Annotated in this window: 21 protein-coding genes; all 21 read right to left on the bottom strand. The window is 59.8% G+C overall.

The features are described 5' to 3' along the window. Positions 1–28 precede the first annotated feature (28 nt). On the bottom strand, positions 29–217 hold the full coding sequence (locus tag THIX_RS23540) for a hypothetical protein (protein WP_158540935.1): 189 nt from the start codon (positions 215–217) through the stop codon (positions 29–31). A gap of 70 nt (positions 218–287) precedes the next feature. Continuing rightward, positions 288–554: a hypothetical protein gene (locus THIX_RS17055; protein ID WP_112487138.1), complete on the bottom strand. Its 267-nt coding sequence runs from the start codon at positions 552–554 to the stop codon at positions 288–290. Between the two features lie 33 nt (positions 555–587). Continuing rightward, positions 588–731 (bottom strand): hypothetical protein, encoded by a 144-nt coding sequence (locus THIX_RS23535; protein ID WP_158540934.1) that lies wholly within the window; start codon positions 729–731, stop codon positions 588–590. Between the two features lie 323 nt (positions 732–1,054). Next, complete coding sequence (locus tag THIX_RS17045) at positions 1,055–3,241, bottom strand: hypothetical protein (RefSeq protein WP_158540933.1); 2,187 nt, start codon at positions 3,239–3,241, stop codon at positions 1,055–1,057. 48 nt (positions 3,242–3,289) lie between these two features. Further along, complete coding sequence (locus tag THIX_RS17035; protein ID WP_112487134.1) at positions 3,290–3,700, bottom strand: hypothetical protein; 411 nt, start codon at positions 3,698–3,700, stop codon at positions 3,290–3,292. A gap of 203 nt (positions 3,701–3,903) precedes the next feature. Next, positions 3,904–4,029, bottom strand: coding sequence for a hypothetical protein (locus tag THIX_RS24640; protein ID WP_256359988.1), 126 nt, complete (start codon positions 4,027–4,029; stop codon positions 3,904–3,906). Next, on the bottom strand, positions 4,013–4,306 hold the full coding sequence (locus THIX_RS17030; RefSeq protein ID WP_112487133.1) for a hypothetical protein: 294 nt from the start codon (positions 4,304–4,306) through the stop codon (positions 4,013–4,015). The genes THIX_RS24640 and THIX_RS17030 overlap by 17 nt, the downstream gene beginning before the upstream one ends. Further along, entirely contained in the window at positions 4,303–4,929 is a 627-nt protein-coding gene (locus THIX_RS17025; RefSeq protein ID WP_112487132.1) for a hypothetical protein, read from the bottom strand. The genes THIX_RS17030 and THIX_RS17025 overlap by 4 nt, the downstream gene beginning before the upstream one ends. A gap of 104 nt (positions 4,930–5,033) precedes the next feature. Continuing rightward, complete coding sequence (locus THIX_RS17020; RefSeq protein ID WP_112487131.1) at positions 5,034–5,468, bottom strand: hypothetical protein; 435 nt, start codon at positions 5,466–5,468, stop codon at positions 5,034–5,036. Continuing rightward, on the bottom strand, positions 5,465–5,590 hold the full coding sequence (locus tag THIX_RS24635; RefSeq protein WP_256359987.1) for a hypothetical protein: 126 nt from the start codon (positions 5,588–5,590) through the stop codon (positions 5,465–5,467). The genes THIX_RS17020 and THIX_RS24635 overlap by 4 nt, the downstream gene beginning before the upstream one ends. Positions 5,591–5,594: 4 nt before the next feature. Continuing rightward, positions 5,595–5,855 carry a hypothetical protein gene (locus THIX_RS17015; RefSeq protein WP_146748603.1) on the bottom strand — a complete coding sequence of 87 codons (261 nt, stop codon included), beginning with the start codon at positions 5,853–5,855 and terminating at the stop codon, positions 5,595–5,597. Positions 5,856–5,900: 45 nt separating this feature from the next. Then, complete coding sequence (locus tag THIX_RS17010; protein ID WP_146748602.1) at positions 5,901–6,290, bottom strand: hypothetical protein; 390 nt, start codon at positions 6,288–6,290, stop codon at positions 5,901–5,903. Between the two features lie 4 nt (positions 6,291–6,294). Then, a complete protein-coding gene (locus THIX_RS17005; protein WP_112487128.1) occupies positions 6,295–6,618 on the bottom strand; it encodes a hypothetical protein in 324 nt (107 codons plus the stop codon). A 308-nt stretch (positions 6,619–6,926) separates the two neighbouring features. After that, positions 6,927–9,635, bottom strand: coding sequence for a MobF family relaxase (mobF, locus tag THIX_RS17000; protein WP_233224609.1), 2,709 nt, complete (start codon positions 9,633–9,635; stop codon positions 6,927–6,929). After that, complete coding sequence (locus THIX_RS16995; RefSeq protein WP_146748572.1) at positions 9,604–9,975, bottom strand: hypothetical protein; 372 nt, start codon at positions 9,973–9,975, stop codon at positions 9,604–9,606. The genes mobF and THIX_RS16995 overlap by 32 nt, the downstream gene beginning before the upstream one ends. Before the next feature lie 432 nt (positions 9,976–10,407). Beyond that, positions 10,408–11,106, bottom strand: a complete 699-nt coding sequence (locus tag THIX_RS16990) for a hypothetical protein (RefSeq protein ID WP_112487126.1) — start codon at positions 11,104–11,106, stop codon at positions 10,408–10,410. A gap of 57 nt (positions 11,107–11,163) precedes the next feature. Continuing rightward, positions 11,164–12,423 (bottom strand): type IV secretion system DNA-binding domain-containing protein, encoded by a 1,260-nt coding sequence (locus THIX_RS16985; RefSeq protein ID WP_112487125.1) that lies wholly within the window; start codon positions 12,421–12,423, stop codon positions 11,164–11,166. Between the two features lie 18 nt (positions 12,424–12,441). Then, positions 12,442–12,666: a hypothetical protein gene (locus THIX_RS16980; RefSeq protein WP_112487124.1), complete on the bottom strand. Its 225-nt coding sequence runs from the start codon at positions 12,664–12,666 to the stop codon at positions 12,442–12,444. A gap of 26 nt (positions 12,667–12,692) precedes the next feature. Then, entirely contained in the window at positions 12,693–13,049 is a 357-nt protein-coding gene (locus THIX_RS23165; RefSeq protein WP_146748601.1) for a magnesium transporter, read from the bottom strand. Then, the gene (locus tag THIX_RS16970; protein ID WP_112487122.1) at positions 13,049–13,516 is read right to left on the bottom strand and encodes a hypothetical protein; all 468 of its coding nucleotides are present in this window, start codon (positions 13,514–13,516) and stop codon (positions 13,049–13,051) included. The genes THIX_RS23165 and THIX_RS16970 overlap by 1 nt, the downstream gene beginning before the upstream one ends. A 698-nt stretch (positions 13,517–14,214) precedes the next feature. Continuing rightward, positions 14,215–15,576 (bottom strand): IS1380-like element ISCARN34 family transposase, encoded by a 1,362-nt coding sequence (locus THIX_RS16965; RefSeq protein ID WP_086558171.1) that lies wholly within the window; start codon positions 15,574–15,576, stop codon positions 14,215–14,217. Positions 15,577–15,669: the final 93 nt, after the last annotated feature.

Here is a 15,669-nt window from a genome sequence, read left to right as displayed (position 1 = left end):
GACTTTTTGTCCTGGTTGTTTTTGTTCGTCACTTCGCCGACGCCGCCGATGCGGCGGGCAGTGGGGTGGGCAGCTTGGGCATCGTGGCCAGAAACTTCGTCTGGATGGCCGTGGCCTGGGCGGATGTTTGCAGCGTCGCGTAGGCCGCGGCGCCGATGCCGGCGAAGGCGGCGATGCTGAGCATGGCTGCGACGATGCGTGCGGTGATGGAATCCATTTGCTGCTCCTGAAGATTGAGGGTTGGTGCGGGTCTTGTGGCCCGTGCATCGGTACGTCGGAGAGGAAAATCAGGCGGCGAGGGCGTTGATGAACTCATCGAAACGATCCATCGGCCTTTCCTCCTGCCTAGGACCGTACACGGCCGCCAGGATTTGGTCTTGAGTGCAGCCGCACATGCAGTGCATGTGCAGCCGCCCCGCCACGAGCGTGACCTCAAGACTGGCCGTGAGCCCCCCGCGGTGCGCTGGGCACTTCATGGAAATGTGCGCCGCGTTGATCGCATTGATGTTGTCGAGAAGCGAGGCCAGCGCCTCGCGGGCTTCTTCGCGTTGCATGGTGTTCTCCGGTTGGCGTGGGGCGCCGCTGGCTCAGCGGGCGCTGATGGGGGCCAGCACGACGCCGCTGGTGACGGGGTTGCTGGCGTCCATCATTTGGTTGAGTTCGTGGATCGCGAGAGAGATGCCAGCGATGATGAGAAGGCCGCCGATGGTTTTGATGAGGGTTGCAATCATTTGAAAATCTCCGTGGGTTGCGGGCCGCTGTTGCTGCCCTTGATCTGCTACAAGCCGCTGGAAATATCTGGCGCGGCTCAGTGTTGGCGGGGCTGAAACTCCGGCGGCAATCGCTCCCATGTCCTGGGGCCAGTCTGCTGGATGAGGACCGGGCGTGCCGCGCCTATCGCGGCGAACCGCTCGGCGGCGAGCATCGCCGCTTCGAGGCTTCCATGTCTCACCCTGGGGCGCGGGAACTGGCGCGTGGTGTTGATCCAGGCGCGGTCGGCCGGGACCGTTGCGCGTCCTGGCCACCACAGGGCGAAAACCTTGGCCATGGCTGTTCACCAGCCCATGGACAGGCCGGCGTGAAACAAGGCCGGGGCACCGCCATCATTGGCCGCGAGACCTACGCTGATGAAGGCAGGCCGCGCTGCGTCGGTGGTCAGGATGTGGCTGTACTCGATTCCTACGGCTGAATAGCCTGCATAGCTCCCCATCGCGGCCGTCAGGGCGTTGCCGCTCGGCCCGAAGACGGGCGTTTGTGCGAGGGCGGATGCCTGCGCCACGGCTGCGCTGGTGTAAGCATCAGCCTGTGTGAGCACCCCGCTGCCCATGCCTTGCAACAGCCCTTCCACCTGGCCAAGGTCCACCGCGTCGGTCGGCGCGGTGCCCGGGGCAACATTCGTGATTTGGCGTTGCTGCGAGCTGCTGCCCACGCTCACCGAGTTGTCGCGGTTGGCGACGCTGCCAGCCCCCAGTGCAACCGAGTTATTGCCATTGGCGGTGGCCTGGTAGCCCAGCGCCACCGAGTTTGCACCCGCGGCGTTGGCTTGGAAGCCAATGGCCGTTGCCGGGTCGGCGTTGGCCTTGGCGCCTGTACCGATGGCGACAGCGCCCACAGTGTTGCTGTCTTGACCGCTGCTCTGGGTGATGGTCGCGCCAGTGCCCAGCGCGAGGCTTCCTGCATACCCAGCATCCGCCCCAGCCCCGGCAGCCAAAGCCCCTTCGCCTTTGGCTTGAGATTGCGCGCAAGTCAGCGTGTTGCCGGTCTGTTTGCAGATGCCTGCCACGCCATTGAGGACCATCCCAATGACTTGACCTTGCGCGGTTTGCACGGTCCGCAGGGTGATGATCTGCTGGCTGTTGGTCTGCGCGGTGGCCAGGGCCGTGTTGGCGGTGGTGGCCACGGGCGCGATGGTCGCGGTGGTGTAAGCGTTGGCCTGGTTCACGGCTGCCGACTGCGCGGCCAGGACCTGGCCCACGTTGGCGGCATCCGTTGACGCGATGCCCGGGGCGACGTTTTGCACCAAAGTCCCCGCGCCGTTGTTGCTGTTGAGCGTGAGGCTCTTGCCAGCGTTGGTGTACTGGGCACTGTTCTGCCCCAGCACCAAGGCCTGGCTTGCCGTGGTCTGTGCGGCCTGGGTGGCAAGCTGGTTTTGCTGGATCGCTACGCCTTGGATTTGAAGGTTCGTGGTGTTCGCCGACACCTCGCTATTCACCACGCCGATGCTGGTGTTCGCCGCCGCCACGCCATTCAAAGCGTTGTTGGCCAAGACCTGGGCGTAGTTGGCTGTGCCCTGCGCGGTGGTCGCTGCGCTCTGCGCAAAGTTGGCGCTGGATTGCGCGTTCGCCGCTGCCTGAGCGTTGCTGATGGTGGTGTTGTTGAGGGCGTTCAGCGCGCTGCCCACTGTGTTGTAAACGCTCGGGCCGACGACGTAACTTGGGCTGGTGATCGCGCCATTGCTCACACTGGAGTCGCCGCCCAGCACGGTCGCCGCCTGCTGTGCAAGCGCGCCGACGGATGCCTGCGCTGTGGTCGCCAGGTTCGCTGCGTTAGCCGCTGTGGTCAGCGCGCCGCCCGCCTCTTGCTGCGCAACCGTGGCGGTGCTCTGGGCTGTCGCGGCGTTGGTGATGGCTTGCGATGCCAGTTCCTGAACAGAAAAAAGCTGCGCTCCATTAACGGCGTTGGTGCTGGTCGATGACACCAGCCCGGCCATGACGTTGGTGATGGTGCGGGTGTTGCCGACGGCACCGACGCTGAACACGTTGAACGCGCCGCCGTCGCTGCTGCCTGCGCCGATGGCCACGCTGTTTGTGCCCGTGCTGGATGCCCCATACCCCAGCGCCAGGCCGAACCCGCCATTGGCCGCTGCGCCGTAGCCAAGGCTGGCGTTGTCCTGGGTGCCGTTGGTGCCGCTGGCCGCGTACGCGCCGATGGCAACATTGTTGGGCGAACCCAGGCCGGTACCAGCGGCGGACAAGGTTCCAACTGCAATGTTGTTCGACGCGCCTGCCCACGAGCCACCGCTGTTGGAGGCCAGGCCGATGGAAATGTTGCCCGATTGCCCGGTGCCTGCCTGGCCAGCGGTCGAGTTAGTGCCCTCGGAGATGTTGTTGTAGGCGTCTTGCTGCGTGACGTTGGCGCTGGGCACGCTGGCACCCGTGGCCGTGCCGCCACTGGCGGCCCACGCCGGGGCAATGAATGCCGCCAGCAGGGCGGCGATGACAATGGTTTTGAACGATTGCATGATGTGTTCCTTGTGTGTTGGCACCGCCCGGACCGCTGGCTGAAGCGGTCAATAGCTCGGACCCTTGATCCAGCCTTGTGAGACAAGCTGCTGGACAGTTGTGGCATCGCCCCGTATGAACTGCACCCCAAAGCTTTGGGCGGCCATGGCCACGCTGGGCAGGTCCTCCAGGAGGACTTGGCAATTCGGATCACAAACGGCAGCGATGGAGATTGCATAGCCATGCCTGGCGGCGTAGTCATGCGCATCGCGCGCCCGCAAAGCCAGCCTCATCAGGCCTTCATGGCTGGTCACGACCGTCACAAAATTCGCACCTGACTTGGCGCTCACCGGCTCGGCCTTCAATACAACAGGCGGTGGCATGAAAAAAGATTGGGGCTGCTGAACTTGTGCAGCGTGGCTGTCAAACGCCGCGCAGAACAGCACGGCGGCGATGATGGATTTCTTGGTGTGGTGCATGACGTGCTCCTGGTTGGATCGGCCAGGTGCATGGCCCTGGCCTGGGTCTGAATCACGACACCTTGCTGTCGGACGGCTCGCCGCCATTTGGAGTTGGCTGCACCGTCTGCGGGGGTTTTGCGCATGCAGGATTCAAAATGCGCCGCAACCGCCACCACCCGCTGGGCTTGCTGCTTGTTTGAATACAGACGCCTGGAAATTGGCTAGCGCTGGCGCGCTCCTTTGCGGCCCGCCTGGCGGTTGAAAAAGAAGATGAGCAACGGCAACGCCCCGGCAAGCAGGGCCGCTGTGGCGAGGGTGTAGGCGATGGCTTCAAAAGTGGTTTGCATGGCTGGCTCCTTGCGAGATTTGCAACAGTGGGGCTGGGAAGTTGGCAAGCCAGACCGTGCTAAGGCACGCGGCGACAGCAACGATGGCGACGGTTTCTGCGATGGCTTTGCGGGGGTCGATGCCCTCGTCGATCCAGATCCCCAGGGGGACTAGCACCGCGCTTGCGGCCCACAGGCCCAGGCCGGGCTGGTAGACAAAAAGGGCGATTGCGAGGGCGACGCCAGCGGCGGCCCAGACCGACAGACGCTGGGTGGTGGAGTGGGGGCGCGCGTTCACAGCGGCGCTACCAGTTGCAAACCGATAAACCCAGCGCTCTGCCCGGCGTTGGGGATGCCCAGCAGGTTGAAGCCCCAGCCATGCTGGTTGCGCACTTGGAGAAGGGCTGCCAGGGCCAGCGGGCGCGCTGGCGCCTCGGCGCTGGTGTAGCCAGACACCAGGCCCGCAGCGAGGCCGGCGCTCACGCTCCAGCGGGCTGGCAGGGCAAGGTGCAGGGGCGTGTAGGACGCCAGCAGGTAAGCCGATGTGCGGCTGTAGCTGTTTTTGTAGAAACCGCCCGCTAGTCCCCAGGTGGGCGTGGCCTGATACTCGAGGCCCAGCCCTGGGTTGTCCTGATTGAGGCTGTCCCGTGCCCATTGGCGCAGGTGATAGCTGACTGTGCTGATGTCGAGGGACCAGCGGCTCGCGGCAGGGGCGGCGCGAGGGGTTGCCAGTTCCGCAGCCCCCGCAGTGCTGGGGAATGTCCACCAACCGAGTGAGATGATGGCGAGCCCGGCCAGGATGAGAAGCAGGCGCGTGGCGATGGTTTTGATGATCGCCAGCATCCGCGCCTTGCGGCGCCGGCGCTGGTAGGCGTGAGCCTCTTCGATGAATTGATCAATGGGGATGTAGCGCGACGCCATGGCAAGCTCCTTTTGTTTGCTTGCTGGGGTACGCGGCCATGGAAATATCTCGCGCGCAAAAAAGCCCGCACGCGGCGGGCTTGGGTGGGTGGGGCGTTTGTTGGTCAGTAAAGCGTCTCTTCGGTCCAGCCTTCGGCGACCAACTTTTTTAGCGTTGCGCGGTTGCCAGGCACGAATTGCACGCCAAAACTTTGTGCTGTCATTGCCAGGCTTGGCAAGGCTTGCAGCTTTTTTTGGCATTTCGCGTCGCACACGGCAGCGACGGCGACTTTGAAGTTGTGGGCCGCAGCGAGGCTCTCCACGTTGCGCGTGTCCAGGGCCAGGCGCAAAAGGCTGTCAGGCCCCGGAGTCACCATCACGGCAAAGTTACCGCCGGGCTTGACGGGCACGGGATCGGGCCGGAGCGCGACAGAGGAGGGCTGCAGTTCTGCATGCACTTGCGCGGCCTGGTGTTGCTGGCCCATGGCCGCGCCGATGGCGAGACCAAAAATTGCCGCAGCCACAGCGGCGATGGTGAAGGTTTTGGCGTTCAGTTTCATGACGGTTCCTTTTGGGTTTGCATCTTCTCCGCACGGCGCAGCGCCTTGCGGGACTTGGTGTGAGACTTGGTGCCGCCGCCGCGCTTGAGCAGCGCGAGGGCGACGTGATTGCGAGGTTGCATGGCGCTAATCTGCGTTCGGGTCGGGCAGATCGTCGCCGTCGGGTGCGTCCAGGGCGGCCACGATCTTGGCGAGGGCTGCTGACTGTTTCTCGGACAAAAAGACCTTGTCCTTCCACTTGGCGTAACGCTCGCCGGTTTTTTTGAGAAAGTCCTTTTCCCAGTCCGTGGCCGCGGCCTTCTCGGCCTTGGTCATCTTGGCGACGCGCGCCAGGTTGTGCTTGTCGGCCGCGGTCAACTCGCGTTTGTCTTCGGTTTCGGTGCTCATCGTTTTCTCCTGAGGTTTGATGTCTTGGTACACAAGCCTGGAAATTCAGGGGCGCGACAGCCGCCGGATGGTTAGCCATGCGTTCAGCAGCTTGAAGCTGGCCCAAAGCGATAGCCAGGGCAGGGCGTAGAGCCACAGATCAGCCAGGATCACGGGCGAAAAATAGACTTCGCGCTGCGTCCAAAAATCAAACTCGGACGTCTTCTTGGCGTCGGCCAGATACGCATCGATCTTTGCGGGGGTGGCGGCCTGTGGCTTGCCTTGGACGGTCCAGTGGAAGTGCGCAGGTTGTGCCCAGCTTGGGGCCATCTTGTGGATGACCAGGACACGGGCCAGGCCGCGCACGCCGGGCTGGAATTGCTCAGCGGTGAAGACGGCGGCCAGGCCGTAAATCAGGACTGCCAGGACGGCGAGGGTGGAAAAATATTTGCGCATGGCTTCACTCCACCCCATGGGCGCGGTGGTAATCGCGGGTGGATAAGCGCATGGCCTCCCATGCATCCAAGCGGTGGAGGCAGTCGCGGATGAAACTGGTCCAGATCGGACCGATTTTGTGCGGCTCGCCCAGGTGTGCCAGGACCAGTTTTTTCGCAATCTGGATCTGGTGATAGTCCAGCGCGGGGGCGTGGGGGTTTTCAAGCAGCGCTTCTGCCAACTCGGCCAGCAGTTGCTGGCCCTCGTCGGCGTCCGGGTTGTAATCGTTGGCGAAGGCTTCGAGGTAATCGAGTTGGGCGGCGAATTTTTCAAAATCGACGGGTTTCATCAGCTTCTCCAGGGGTGGTTTTGGGATATTGCGGCTCTGATGAACAGATACTGAACTCTGGAAATATCTCGCGCGAGATTGAAATGCTGAAGCGGTGGGGTGGCGTTTCACCGCCCCACCGCGGCGGGTTCCGCCAGTCAACTGCGTTGGTGCGACGTGGCTAAGGCTCAACGGGGTCGCGTTTCACGATCCCCTCGCCAGATTTCGGCACGTATCTACGTTGGTTTGACTCGGCTAGGCCAAAGGATGCGGCGTTTCACCGCCCCGTTTGCTGATTTCGGCCTGAAAGTGCGTTGGTTTGACTTGGGTTACTCGCCCATGTCGGTGCCATCCTTGCTCATGTCGCGCTCGGGTTCGTGGTCGGCGCTCTTGTCCGCAGTTTTGGATGCATCTAGATAATCCAGCGTGCTTTCTTTTTGCTGGCTGCGGCTCATGGACTCGATGGTCTGCTTGAGGTCGGCCAGACGCGGGTCCATCGGGCCGCCTGGGGTATCACCCTGCAAAAAATACGCATTGGCGTTCAGCCACTCGCGGCACGCTGTGAAGCTCGCGCGGTGGTCTTCAGTCAAACTGGGCTGAAGCCCAGCTTCTAGCCGCTTTTGCTCCAAATTCTCGGCAAAATCACGCATCTTCCCGGTTGGCGGGGTGTCGTTTTCAATGCTCTGCGCCAGTTTCTCAACCTTCGCGGCGCTGAAAACCCACTGGGTTTCATCCCTAGCGCGGCTTGCCTGCACGTAGGCCGCCTCTCTCGAGGTGTGTTCACTGCCCAAAATAATCGCCTTGTCAACGGTCGCGCCTTGCGCTTTGTGCGTGGTAATGGCGAAACCATGGTTTAGCTCAAGGCTAGATAAATCCGCAGTGAATTCCTGGCTGCCACGGTCCACATGAACCCATGCATGGCCGGTTTCATCGATACCCTTCACTGTGAGAATATCGCCGTTTCTCAGCCCGGTTTCGCTGTCGTTTTTTGTGACCAAAAGGCGGTCACCGATTCCGACATCCAGTTGTTTGGATGCGGTTTCAATTCTCCGCACGTCGGTAATCTCTCCTGCCTCAATCAGCCGCTCCCGGACTGCTTTGTTGATGTCGTTCACAGCAGCATTTGTGCTGGCCAGGCCGATGACTTGATCCGCCCCGACATCCTTGCGTGCTTCGATCAGCTTTTCTGCCACAGCCGCCACCGCGGCCTTGTGCGTGTTTTCAATGGAAACCAAACCACGGTCCATATATCCAGACATAGCTGCCGCTGCATCACCCTTGGACATATTGGACACAGCGCCTTTGTGCCATTCGTCGCGCTGGCGAAAAATCTCTTGCAACCTGGCTGGATCACCATGGGCCTCTGCCAGGGCTGCGAATGTCGCGCCGCTACCCACTGGCTGCAACTGCTTCCAATCTCCAACCGCGATAATCTTGGCATCTGCCGATTCCGCTGCGGTCATCATCGCGGCCATTTTGCGGGAATCGACCATTCCCGCTTCGTCGATCACGATCAGCGATTTTGCGTGCAGGGCGGTTTCGCCGCGCTGAATATCCAGTAACAGGCGGTCCAGCGTTTTAGCTTTAATGCCTGCCGATTCCGATAATCCAGCAGCGGCCTTGCCACTGGGCGCACAGCCGATGACCTGATACCCGGCCCGCTCATAATCCTGGCGGACTTCTGCAAGCAAGGTCGATTTGCCCGTGCCAGCATCACCGACCAAAACCTTAATGCCACCAGCACCCGCGAGATTTTCACGCGCGGCTTGCTGCTCAGGGGATAACTGGAAGCCGCCCTCAGTTGCAGGACGCAATGGAATGGCTTGGTGGGGCTCAGCGACGGCGAGCTTCGCGGCGTTATCGATAATCGAACGCTCGGCGGCGATAATCTCTTGTGTGGAATAACGCGTCTTGCCGTCTTTGCCTGCACCAATATTCACAGCTTCGTCGAATGATTCGCGGGCTAGGTTGTGGGCCTGTTCTGCATCACCCACGCCTTGCGCGGCCTGAAATGCTGCGGTGTAAATATCCTGCTCTCGCGAAACCGATTTATTCGTGTGCGCTTCGCGGAGAATATCGGCCAAGGCTGGTTTATCGAGCGGCGTGATTCTGTCGTGCATTGGCACGTTATCCAAACAGAACTCCTTGCCTGCATCCTGCCATTGCTGGCGTAGTGCTTCAATATCGATATCGCCCTTGGCCTGGCGGGTGGATAATGCGGCGACTGAGCTTGCCGCTGCGCCAGTCATTCCAGCCTCTTTTAATGCCTCCTCGATTTGTACGCGGCGCTTGCTGAACTCGCGCTCGGCATCGGTTGAAACATCGGTCAAGCGGAAACTGGAACCATCGCGTTCCACGGCATAACCAAGTTTCTGCATTTCACTGGCAAGCTCAGCCCGGTATAAAGCGCCAGCGGCCATTTTCCAATCGAAAAAATGCCGACCTTGCAGCGTTCCGACCGTACCATCTTCGCGCACTGCGGCATTAACGACAAACGCATGGGAATGCAATTGCGGATCACGCTCGCGCGAGGTTCCATGCTGGAATACCGCGACGGCAATATCAGCCTCTTCCTCTGCATGGCCTTCTTTGCCACGGCGGGAATACGAGGCTTTGTCCTGGATAAATTCAAGTCCTTTTTCAACGGACTGTGCGTGGGCCTTTTCAATCGCCTCGCGCGTATCCTTATCGGCATTGGCCCAAACCAGAGAAACGGATTTAGGCGCTGAAAATGTGCAATCCCAGCCAGCACGACGGTCTGAATCACCGGCATTTTGGACAAGAGGTTGGCCGTTTGCATCGAAGCCATTACAGAGCGCGCTGAATTGCTCGGGCGTGACCTGGCATGAAACCCCGAGTTGTTCGCACGCGGCGCCAGCCCAGTAACCGACGCCCTCAGCGGCATAATAATCCTCCGTGCTGGCCTCTTTATTCGAAGCCTCGCCCTGCATGTGAATATAGTACGACACCGCTCCTGCGGCGGTTTTGACGGCGATTGAGAGCATTTCAATATTCTCCGGTACGGATTTGTTGGCCAAACTGATACGCGGTTTGCCGGTAGTTTTCGCTGGTGATTTTCTGCGGGCTTTGAATGCCGTCCATCACAGCGCTAATGAGGTTTGCGATTTTCCAGAGCGCGGCGCGAAACTCGGCCTCTGAAACGCCGCCGCCTTGGCCTTCCTTGGCCGTGGCGAGATTATCAAGGGTTTTGCTCATCTGTTGAGATTGCGCCAGCAATGCGGCAATCATCGCGGATTGACGCTGGGTATTATTGATAAGGCCGCGCAGTTTCTCGCTGGCGGTCGCACCAGGCTGGGCAGCGAAAGCGGCTGCTTCGACGTCTGTCAGTCGTGCATGAACGATTTGAGATTTAGTCATGGTCGGGCTTCTCCTATGCTGGAGATACGTTGGCCTGGAAATATCTGCGCGGAATGTCAGCGCGCGCAAAACTGTATACGGGCAAAAAGTCGTTACGGATCAACGAGATAGGCTCGCTGCAAGATAATGTTTGTAGACGGCGTGTATACGGCACCGGGCCTTTGTTTCTGCGGGTCTTGAGCCTTTCTGTGTCACCTTAGGTGGGTCAGGTGTGAGGGGATGGGACTGCGCAGCAGGCACAGCCACGACCCGCCTCAGGGGTTGGGGTCGAGATTATGTCTGTTGCGTGGGGTGGTGCTAGGTTGCGCCGGTGGATAACGTCTCTCCTGTTATCCACGGGGTAATGTCACGAAGCAACCCCACGGTTAGCACGTTCGTGGCATGAAAAGGCCCGCGCTTTGCGGGCCTGGCTTCGATTAGTGAGCCGTGGGTTTAATCGATGTCGATGTCATAACCACCGCCATCGTCCAATTCCGGCTCGGTTTGGTTAGCGCCTTCGCGGTTAAAATCTTCGTGGTCGGTTGGGCCATAATCGCGCACGAATTCGTCGTCACTGAGAAATAATGGCTGCGAGGGGAGCGGCTCCATAGCCTCTCCGTCATTCAGCCATTCAGCCTCGGCATCCCGCGCATGATCGGCTTCCAGCGGGGCATTTTCGGCAGCCATTTCATGCGGCACCTCCAGTGGGATAAACTCCATTGGCTGTTTATCCACGCTTGGCAGATATTCAGGCGGCGTGATTTCCGGGCCGGAATAGGTGGCGTGATAATGGTAGGATTCTGCGACTTCGCGGGCCTTTTCTGGATCACTGGTGATGCCGTCGGTCAGCAAATCAATTTTGTGGTCGGCGGTTTCAAAGCCTGGGATATACTGCCCATTGACTTCCAAAACGACGGCACGAGATCCCCAAGTGCCGTCTGCTTTGAGATGATCGCCTTGCCAGATCGACGCACCATATTCTGCCAGATCGGCAGTTGTCTGGCTCAGGCCCTTGGTTTGATAATCGATGGAACCTTTCAGAATCTCGGCATCGTTTTTATCACGAATGGCGCGCATTGATTCCACTTCCTGCTGGAATTTGTTTTTTTGCGGCCGATCGTTTTCTTCTGGGGTTTGTGCTTGAGTGTTCATTGTAAATCTCCTTTGGTTTGGTTCAAATCAGGGGCGGCATTTGCATGCCGTTCACTGTTACCCAGCGCTGGAAATATCGCCGCGCATGAACGGTTCACAGATTTTTGGCATTTGGATGATCGGCACGGAAATGTGTTTGATCGTGGGTTCTCCTGAAATGCGCAAAAATGCTTGACGCGTGGGCAGGCCAGTTAACTGACTTGGGAGAATGACCGGCTGAGTGGTGTATTGATACGATGTGCTCACGCCACTGTCATTTTGAGAATGCTGCGGCCTGATAATCTCTTGCTGACCCAGTGCGTCAGAAAAGTATTTTGAACTGTCCGGGTCGGACTGATTCAGGATGACCCAATTGCGGATCACAGACATCAGTGATTGAGTTTCTTCCCGGCCATAAATGCTCCGGATTTGAGAAATGCTTTGCAAGCCGATGACGCCGCATAGTCCGAACTTGCGGCCTTCGGCCAACGCGGATTGAATACCCTCGATCCGGCCCAGGCTCGGCATTTCATCGAGAAAAACCCAGACACGGCGGTCCAATTTCGGGGGCAGAGATAATAGCGACGTTACGAAACTGCCGACCATCGCTGAAAACATCGGGGCCAAAAGGCTCCGGTGATCGGCGCGGGCTGGCAGCCAGATAATGCCCTGTGGGCTTTCCAGCCATTTCTGGAACGTGAATTTCTCCCGGTCCGACGGCATATATTGCCAGGGGGCTAAAACTGACCCCAGGATGCCGCGCACAGACGCGAGCATTTTATCCGCGCCTTTTGCGCATAGTGCCGCGGCCGGTTTGCCAGCGACAAAATTGCCCAACTCCGCAGCATCGGCGGTTGTTGCGAGGCGCACAAGCTCTTTGATGCTCTCATTTTGCCCGTGAAGACGTGCAATGATCGCGCTCAAAAGTCCCTGCGCATAACCACGCCATTCCTCTGAGGACGACGCCGCAGCACCGCTTGGACACAAAACCTTGGCCATGCGGTCATGATCCCACGGCCCGTCGATTTCGCCGAAAATGTCCCACTGCTTCGCTCGCTTGTCCAGTGGATTAAGAATGACATCTCCTGGCCGGGCCAGAGAGGACATCACCTCACCGCCCGGGTCGATAATCACGGCGGGTTGATTCCGCGCACGAACCGCCTTGATGCTCCTGTTGATAATCAAGCTTTTCCCGCTGCCAATTGAGCCGCAAACCAGAAAATGCGTCGGCTCCGCGATGGCTGGAATAAGCGCCTTGCCGATCATAATGTCGGTTTCTTCTTTCGCTTCAACCGCCTGAGCAACGGGCGTTTGCTTGAACTTTTTGTTGAAGAACATGGTTTCTCCTTTTTGACACTAATCGCGCAAATCTTCGATTTTCGCGCCGCGCTGATGCGTGGCTTGTGGCGCGCTTTCTTTCTGAGACTTAACACGCCCGGTGCCAAAAATCTTGAGAAGCCGTCCCATGGCACTCACCGCGAGCACCGCGGCCTCACCGCCGATTCCAGCGGCCACGACCTTGGCGGCGCTGCCCATTGTTTTGGCGACGGGGGATGTTTCCGTTTTGTGTTTCGAGAACATGATTTTCTCCTTTGGTTCTTGCTGGATTACTCGCGCAGGTCTTCAATCTGCGCGCCACGTTGATGCTGAGTTCCGGCTGGTTGGGCGCGGGCTTCCTCTTCAGGGTCGTGGCCAAGCCGGTGGAAAATATGGTGCAGGATGCCCATGATGAAGCCGGACACGATAAATACACCCCAAATCGATACCAAAAATATCGCGACCCCAAAGACCATCCGCAAACCAGCCCATACCCCGACCGCAGCGAATTCATTGAAAATGGCGAGAAGGAACATTCCTGCAATCATGAGCAAAAACAGCAAAACCAGAAAATTCTGACCACCTCGATTTAGGCGCTTTTGCAGTTCCGCATTTCGGCGTGATTCTTCAAGCTTTTGATGCTCCATTATTTTCTCCAGTCTTCGATTTTTGCGCCGCGCACGTGCTTTTCATTTGCACGCTGCCTGGTGCGCCACTTGTGCCAGGCCCACAGAATCGCGCCTGACAAGCTAATACTCATGACTGGAAATATGAAAATCCAGAGTTCGAGGATTCGCGCGGGCATAAAGCTGCGGTCTGTCCAGATCGTGGCCAGTGGGGTGGTTTTGATTTGGGCCAGCGCTGCGCTCACCTGGGCTTGGCTTGCCTGGGCAGTGACGCCGCCCGCGGTGGCCTGATAGAGGCCGCCTTGGCCCCACTGGGCCGGGAACAGGGAGTAGGCCTTGGCCTGGGCCAGAATGGCCGCCACGGCCCTGTCTTTGGCTGGGAAGAGTGGGTTTGTGGCGAGTGTGAGCGTGGCGTAGATCGCTACCGAGCCCAAAATCAGAAAACTGAACGCCTGGCGGCGGTTGCTGTGGCGTTGCGCGTACCCCATGACCTGTTCCCCAGCCCCGCGGGGGCGGGGTGTGGGTGGGTTACGACGCTAGGGAAATTGTGGGCCGCCAGCGCGTGACGATGGGCGGTTTCACCGCCCATCCTGGGCAACGTCTTTTTTGGGGCTGGAGCCATCAAGGCTCCAAGCCCTTTCTTTAAGGCTTGAAGCTTAAGGAGACCCCGGCCACGGGGTTGGGCGGACACGCCACGGGGTTAGGCGGACGCGCCACGGGGTTTAGCGGACATTGGGGGTACGGGCCACGGGGTTTTGCGGACGCGCCCCTCCTTAATCTCTATCCCAATTTTTGAGAGCCCAATCCTATCCTCCTCCAGAGACGCCAGGGCTTTGTCCTCCCTCCTCTCATTCCCAATCTTTTGCAGAACGGAACTCAATTCCTCATCAACTTTTTGATGCGAGCTACAAAATCTCGCGAGCGCCTGGCTTATTCCATTTTTGAGCAATAACCTGAATCCGTGACTTCCGATAATCCATCGACTTGAAAGCTGATTGTGACGGCCCGATTTTCCCGATTTCCCGCAGGTTCACGGTTCGAGCGCCGTGTCGAAGGGGGCTGTGGGGCTGTGCGCGAACGATCGGCCCCCTTGATCGGTCATTTCGGGTGGGTTGCGCGCAGCCGTTCCCCCGCTGAGCCCTTGTGGCCAGCGTCTTGGGGTGCTGGGAAAGCTTGGACTGCGTCTTCAGCCGCTGGCGGCGAACTGCGCATGCAGATCGCAAAAGGCACGGGCTGCCTTGTCGTTGGCGCCCAGTCCCAACCACAGCCGCCCGCCATGGTTGATCACGCGTGCTGCGCGGATGACAAGTTCCTGGATCACAGTCTTCAGACGCCGTCGCCTGGCCGCATGGCGCACCGGTGCATGCGGCCCCAGCAGCCCTTGCTGCCCCATGAGGCGCAGCACGTTCATCGTCAGGGCCGCAAGCTGGCAGACAAGATCGTTCGTGTCGAACTTCCCCGAGGGCAGTCGCTCCAGATCCATGTCGGTTTTGAATTCCGCATGGAACTGCTCGTGCGTAGCGTGCCCGGCGTACAGGTCGATGATCGCCTCGGCGCTGATGGCCTTGGGCAAGCTTGTCGTCCAGCCCTCCAAGATGATCTCGGGGACCAAAAACTGCTGGCCACGGGCATCGACGGTGCGCTCCGTGATGCGCACAATGCGGCGCAGGCGATGGGCGATGCCTTCGACCTGCACGGCCACCTCCCAAACCGCCACGCGCTTGCCTGCGCGCGGATGCTGCCACAACAAACCCCCTTCCAGTTCCTGCCGTCGCAAGACCTCCAGAGGATCGGTCTTGCGGGGATTCCACTTGATCAGAACATCGACCCGGGGCAGTCCTGGCCTGTTGCAGCGCTGCATGTCGGCCATCAAGGCGGCCGAGCAAAACCCCGCATCCATGCGCACGAGAATCGGCGCCTTGGGGCCTGCGGTCGACAGGCGCTGCGCCATGGGCACGGCCGTCTCGAGGTTGTAGGTCGTCTCCGAAGCCGAGTGCTGCGCGCCCGGACGTAGGGCGAACTCCAGGCAAAACCCATGCGTGCCCAGGTAGGCCGCCAGCGGGCAGTAGCCATCGACCCCCGCGTAGGTGCGGCTCACCCCATCCTTGGCTGTGCCCGAGTTGTCCATCGCGAAGGTGTCGATGTCCAGCGGCACATGACCGCAAGGCAAAAGACCATAGTCCGGTTGGCTCTTGCGCAGCAGCGCTTCAATCGCCTGGGAGGTGAAGTCAAACCACAGGGCGGCCTGCGCATCCAGGCGCTGGCGCAGGGTGGGCGAGGACGGCACACCCACCAGACCCAGCGCCTCCTGGAAGAAACGATCGCCTCGAAAGCCTTCGATGGCATCGAAGTCGCTCTTGCTCTGCGCGAGCAAGCCAACATAGCTGCGCATCAGTGTGCTGGGCGGCAGTCCGCCGCGGCAAGGCCACTGGGCATCCAGGCGTTTGAACAGAGGATCGAGGCGCTTGAGGTGATGACCGACAAGGGCCAGACCGGCCACCGGCGTCAGGTCATAGTCGAGTTGCTTGACGCGAAATCCAAACCCCATGCCATACCCCGGAACGTTCACCCGCTGGGTGAGAAGACAAAGGGGTCATTTTATCGAATAAACCATTATGCATCAACAACTTATGAAAATTCC

Source organism: Thiomonas sp. X19 (assembly GCF_900089495.1).
Lineage (GTDB): Bacteria > Pseudomonadota > Gammaproteobacteria > Burkholderiales > Burkholderiaceae_C > Thiomonas_A.
The sequence above is the reverse complement of the archived record's forward strand: the minus strand, read 5'-3'. Positions and strand labels throughout refer to the sequence as shown.

What these genes read in the sequence shown, in the direction of transcription:
- THIX_RS17035 (WP_112487134.1), bottom strand. Translation starts at nt 3,700, where the DNA reads ATGCACCACACCAAGAAATCCATCATCGCCGCCGTGCTGTTCTGCGCG.
- THIX_RS23540 (WP_158540935.1), bottom strand. Translation starts at nt 217, where the DNA reads ATGGATTCCATCACCGCACGCATCGTCGCAGCCATGCTCAGCATCGCC.
- THIX_RS23165 (WP_146748601.1), bottom strand. Translation starts at nt 13,049, where the DNA reads ATGGAGCATCAAAAGCTTGAAGAATCACGCCGAAATGCGGAACTGCAA.
- THIX_RS17055 (WP_112487138.1), bottom strand. Translation starts at nt 554, where the DNA reads ATGCAACGCGAAGAAGCCCGCGAGGCGCTGGCCTCGCTTCTCGACAAC.
- THIX_RS16965 (WP_086558171.1), bottom strand. Translation starts at nt 15,576, where the DNA reads ATGGGGTTTGGATTTCGCGTCAAGCAACTCGACTATGACCTGACGCCG.
- THIX_RS17020 (WP_112487131.1), bottom strand. Translation starts at nt 5,468, where the DNA reads ATGAAACTGAACGCCAAAACCTTCACCATCGCCGCTGTGGCTGCGGCA.
- THIX_RS17015 (WP_146748603.1), bottom strand. Translation starts at nt 5,855, where the DNA reads ATGAGCACCGAAACCGAAGACAAACGCGAGTTGACCGCGGCCGACAAG.
- THIX_RS16985 (WP_112487125.1), bottom strand. Translation starts at nt 12,423, where the DNA reads ATGTTCTTCAACAAAAAGTTCAAGCAAACGCCCGTTGCTCAGGCGGTT.
- THIX_RS17025 (WP_112487132.1), bottom strand. Translation starts at nt 4,929, where the DNA reads ATGGCGTCGCGCTACATCCCCATTGATCAATTCATCGAAGAGGCTCAC.
- THIX_RS23535 (WP_158540934.1), bottom strand. Translation starts at nt 731, where the DNA reads ATGATTGCAACCCTCATCAAAACCATCGGCGGCCTTCTCATCATCGCT.
- THIX_RS17010 (WP_146748602.1), bottom strand. Translation starts at nt 6,290, where the DNA reads ATGCGCAAATATTTTTCCACCCTCGCCGTCCTGGCAGTCCTGATTTAC.
- THIX_RS16990 (WP_112487126.1), bottom strand. Translation starts at nt 11,106, where the DNA reads ATGAACACTCAAGCACAAACCCCAGAAGAAAACGATCGGCCGCAAAAA.
- THIX_RS16995 (WP_146748572.1), bottom strand. Translation starts at nt 9,975, where the DNA reads ATGACTAAATCTCAAATCGTTCATGCACGACTGACAGACGTCGAAGCA.
- THIX_RS16980 (WP_112487124.1), bottom strand. Translation starts at nt 12,666, where the DNA reads ATGTTCTCGAAACACAAAACGGAAACATCCCCCGTCGCCAAAACAATG.
- THIX_RS17005 (WP_112487128.1), bottom strand. Translation starts at nt 6,618, where the DNA reads ATGAAACCCGTCGATTTTGAAAAATTCGCCGCCCAACTCGATTACCTC.
- THIX_RS17045 (WP_158540933.1), bottom strand. Translation starts at nt 3,241, where the DNA reads ATGCAATCGTTCAAAACCATTGTCATCGCCGCCCTGCTGGCGGCATTC.
- THIX_RS16970 (WP_112487122.1), bottom strand. Translation starts at nt 13,516, where the DNA reads ATGGGGTACGCGCAACGCCACAGCAACCGCCGCCAGGCGTTCAGTTTT.
- THIX_RS24640 (WP_256359988.1), bottom strand. Translation starts at nt 4,029, where the DNA reads ATGCAAACCACTTTTGAAGCCATCGCCTACACCCTCGCCACAGCGGCC.
- THIX_RS24635 (WP_256359987.1), bottom strand. Translation starts at nt 5,590, where the DNA reads ATGCAACCTCGCAATCACGTCGCCCTCGCGCTGCTCAAGCGCGGCGGC.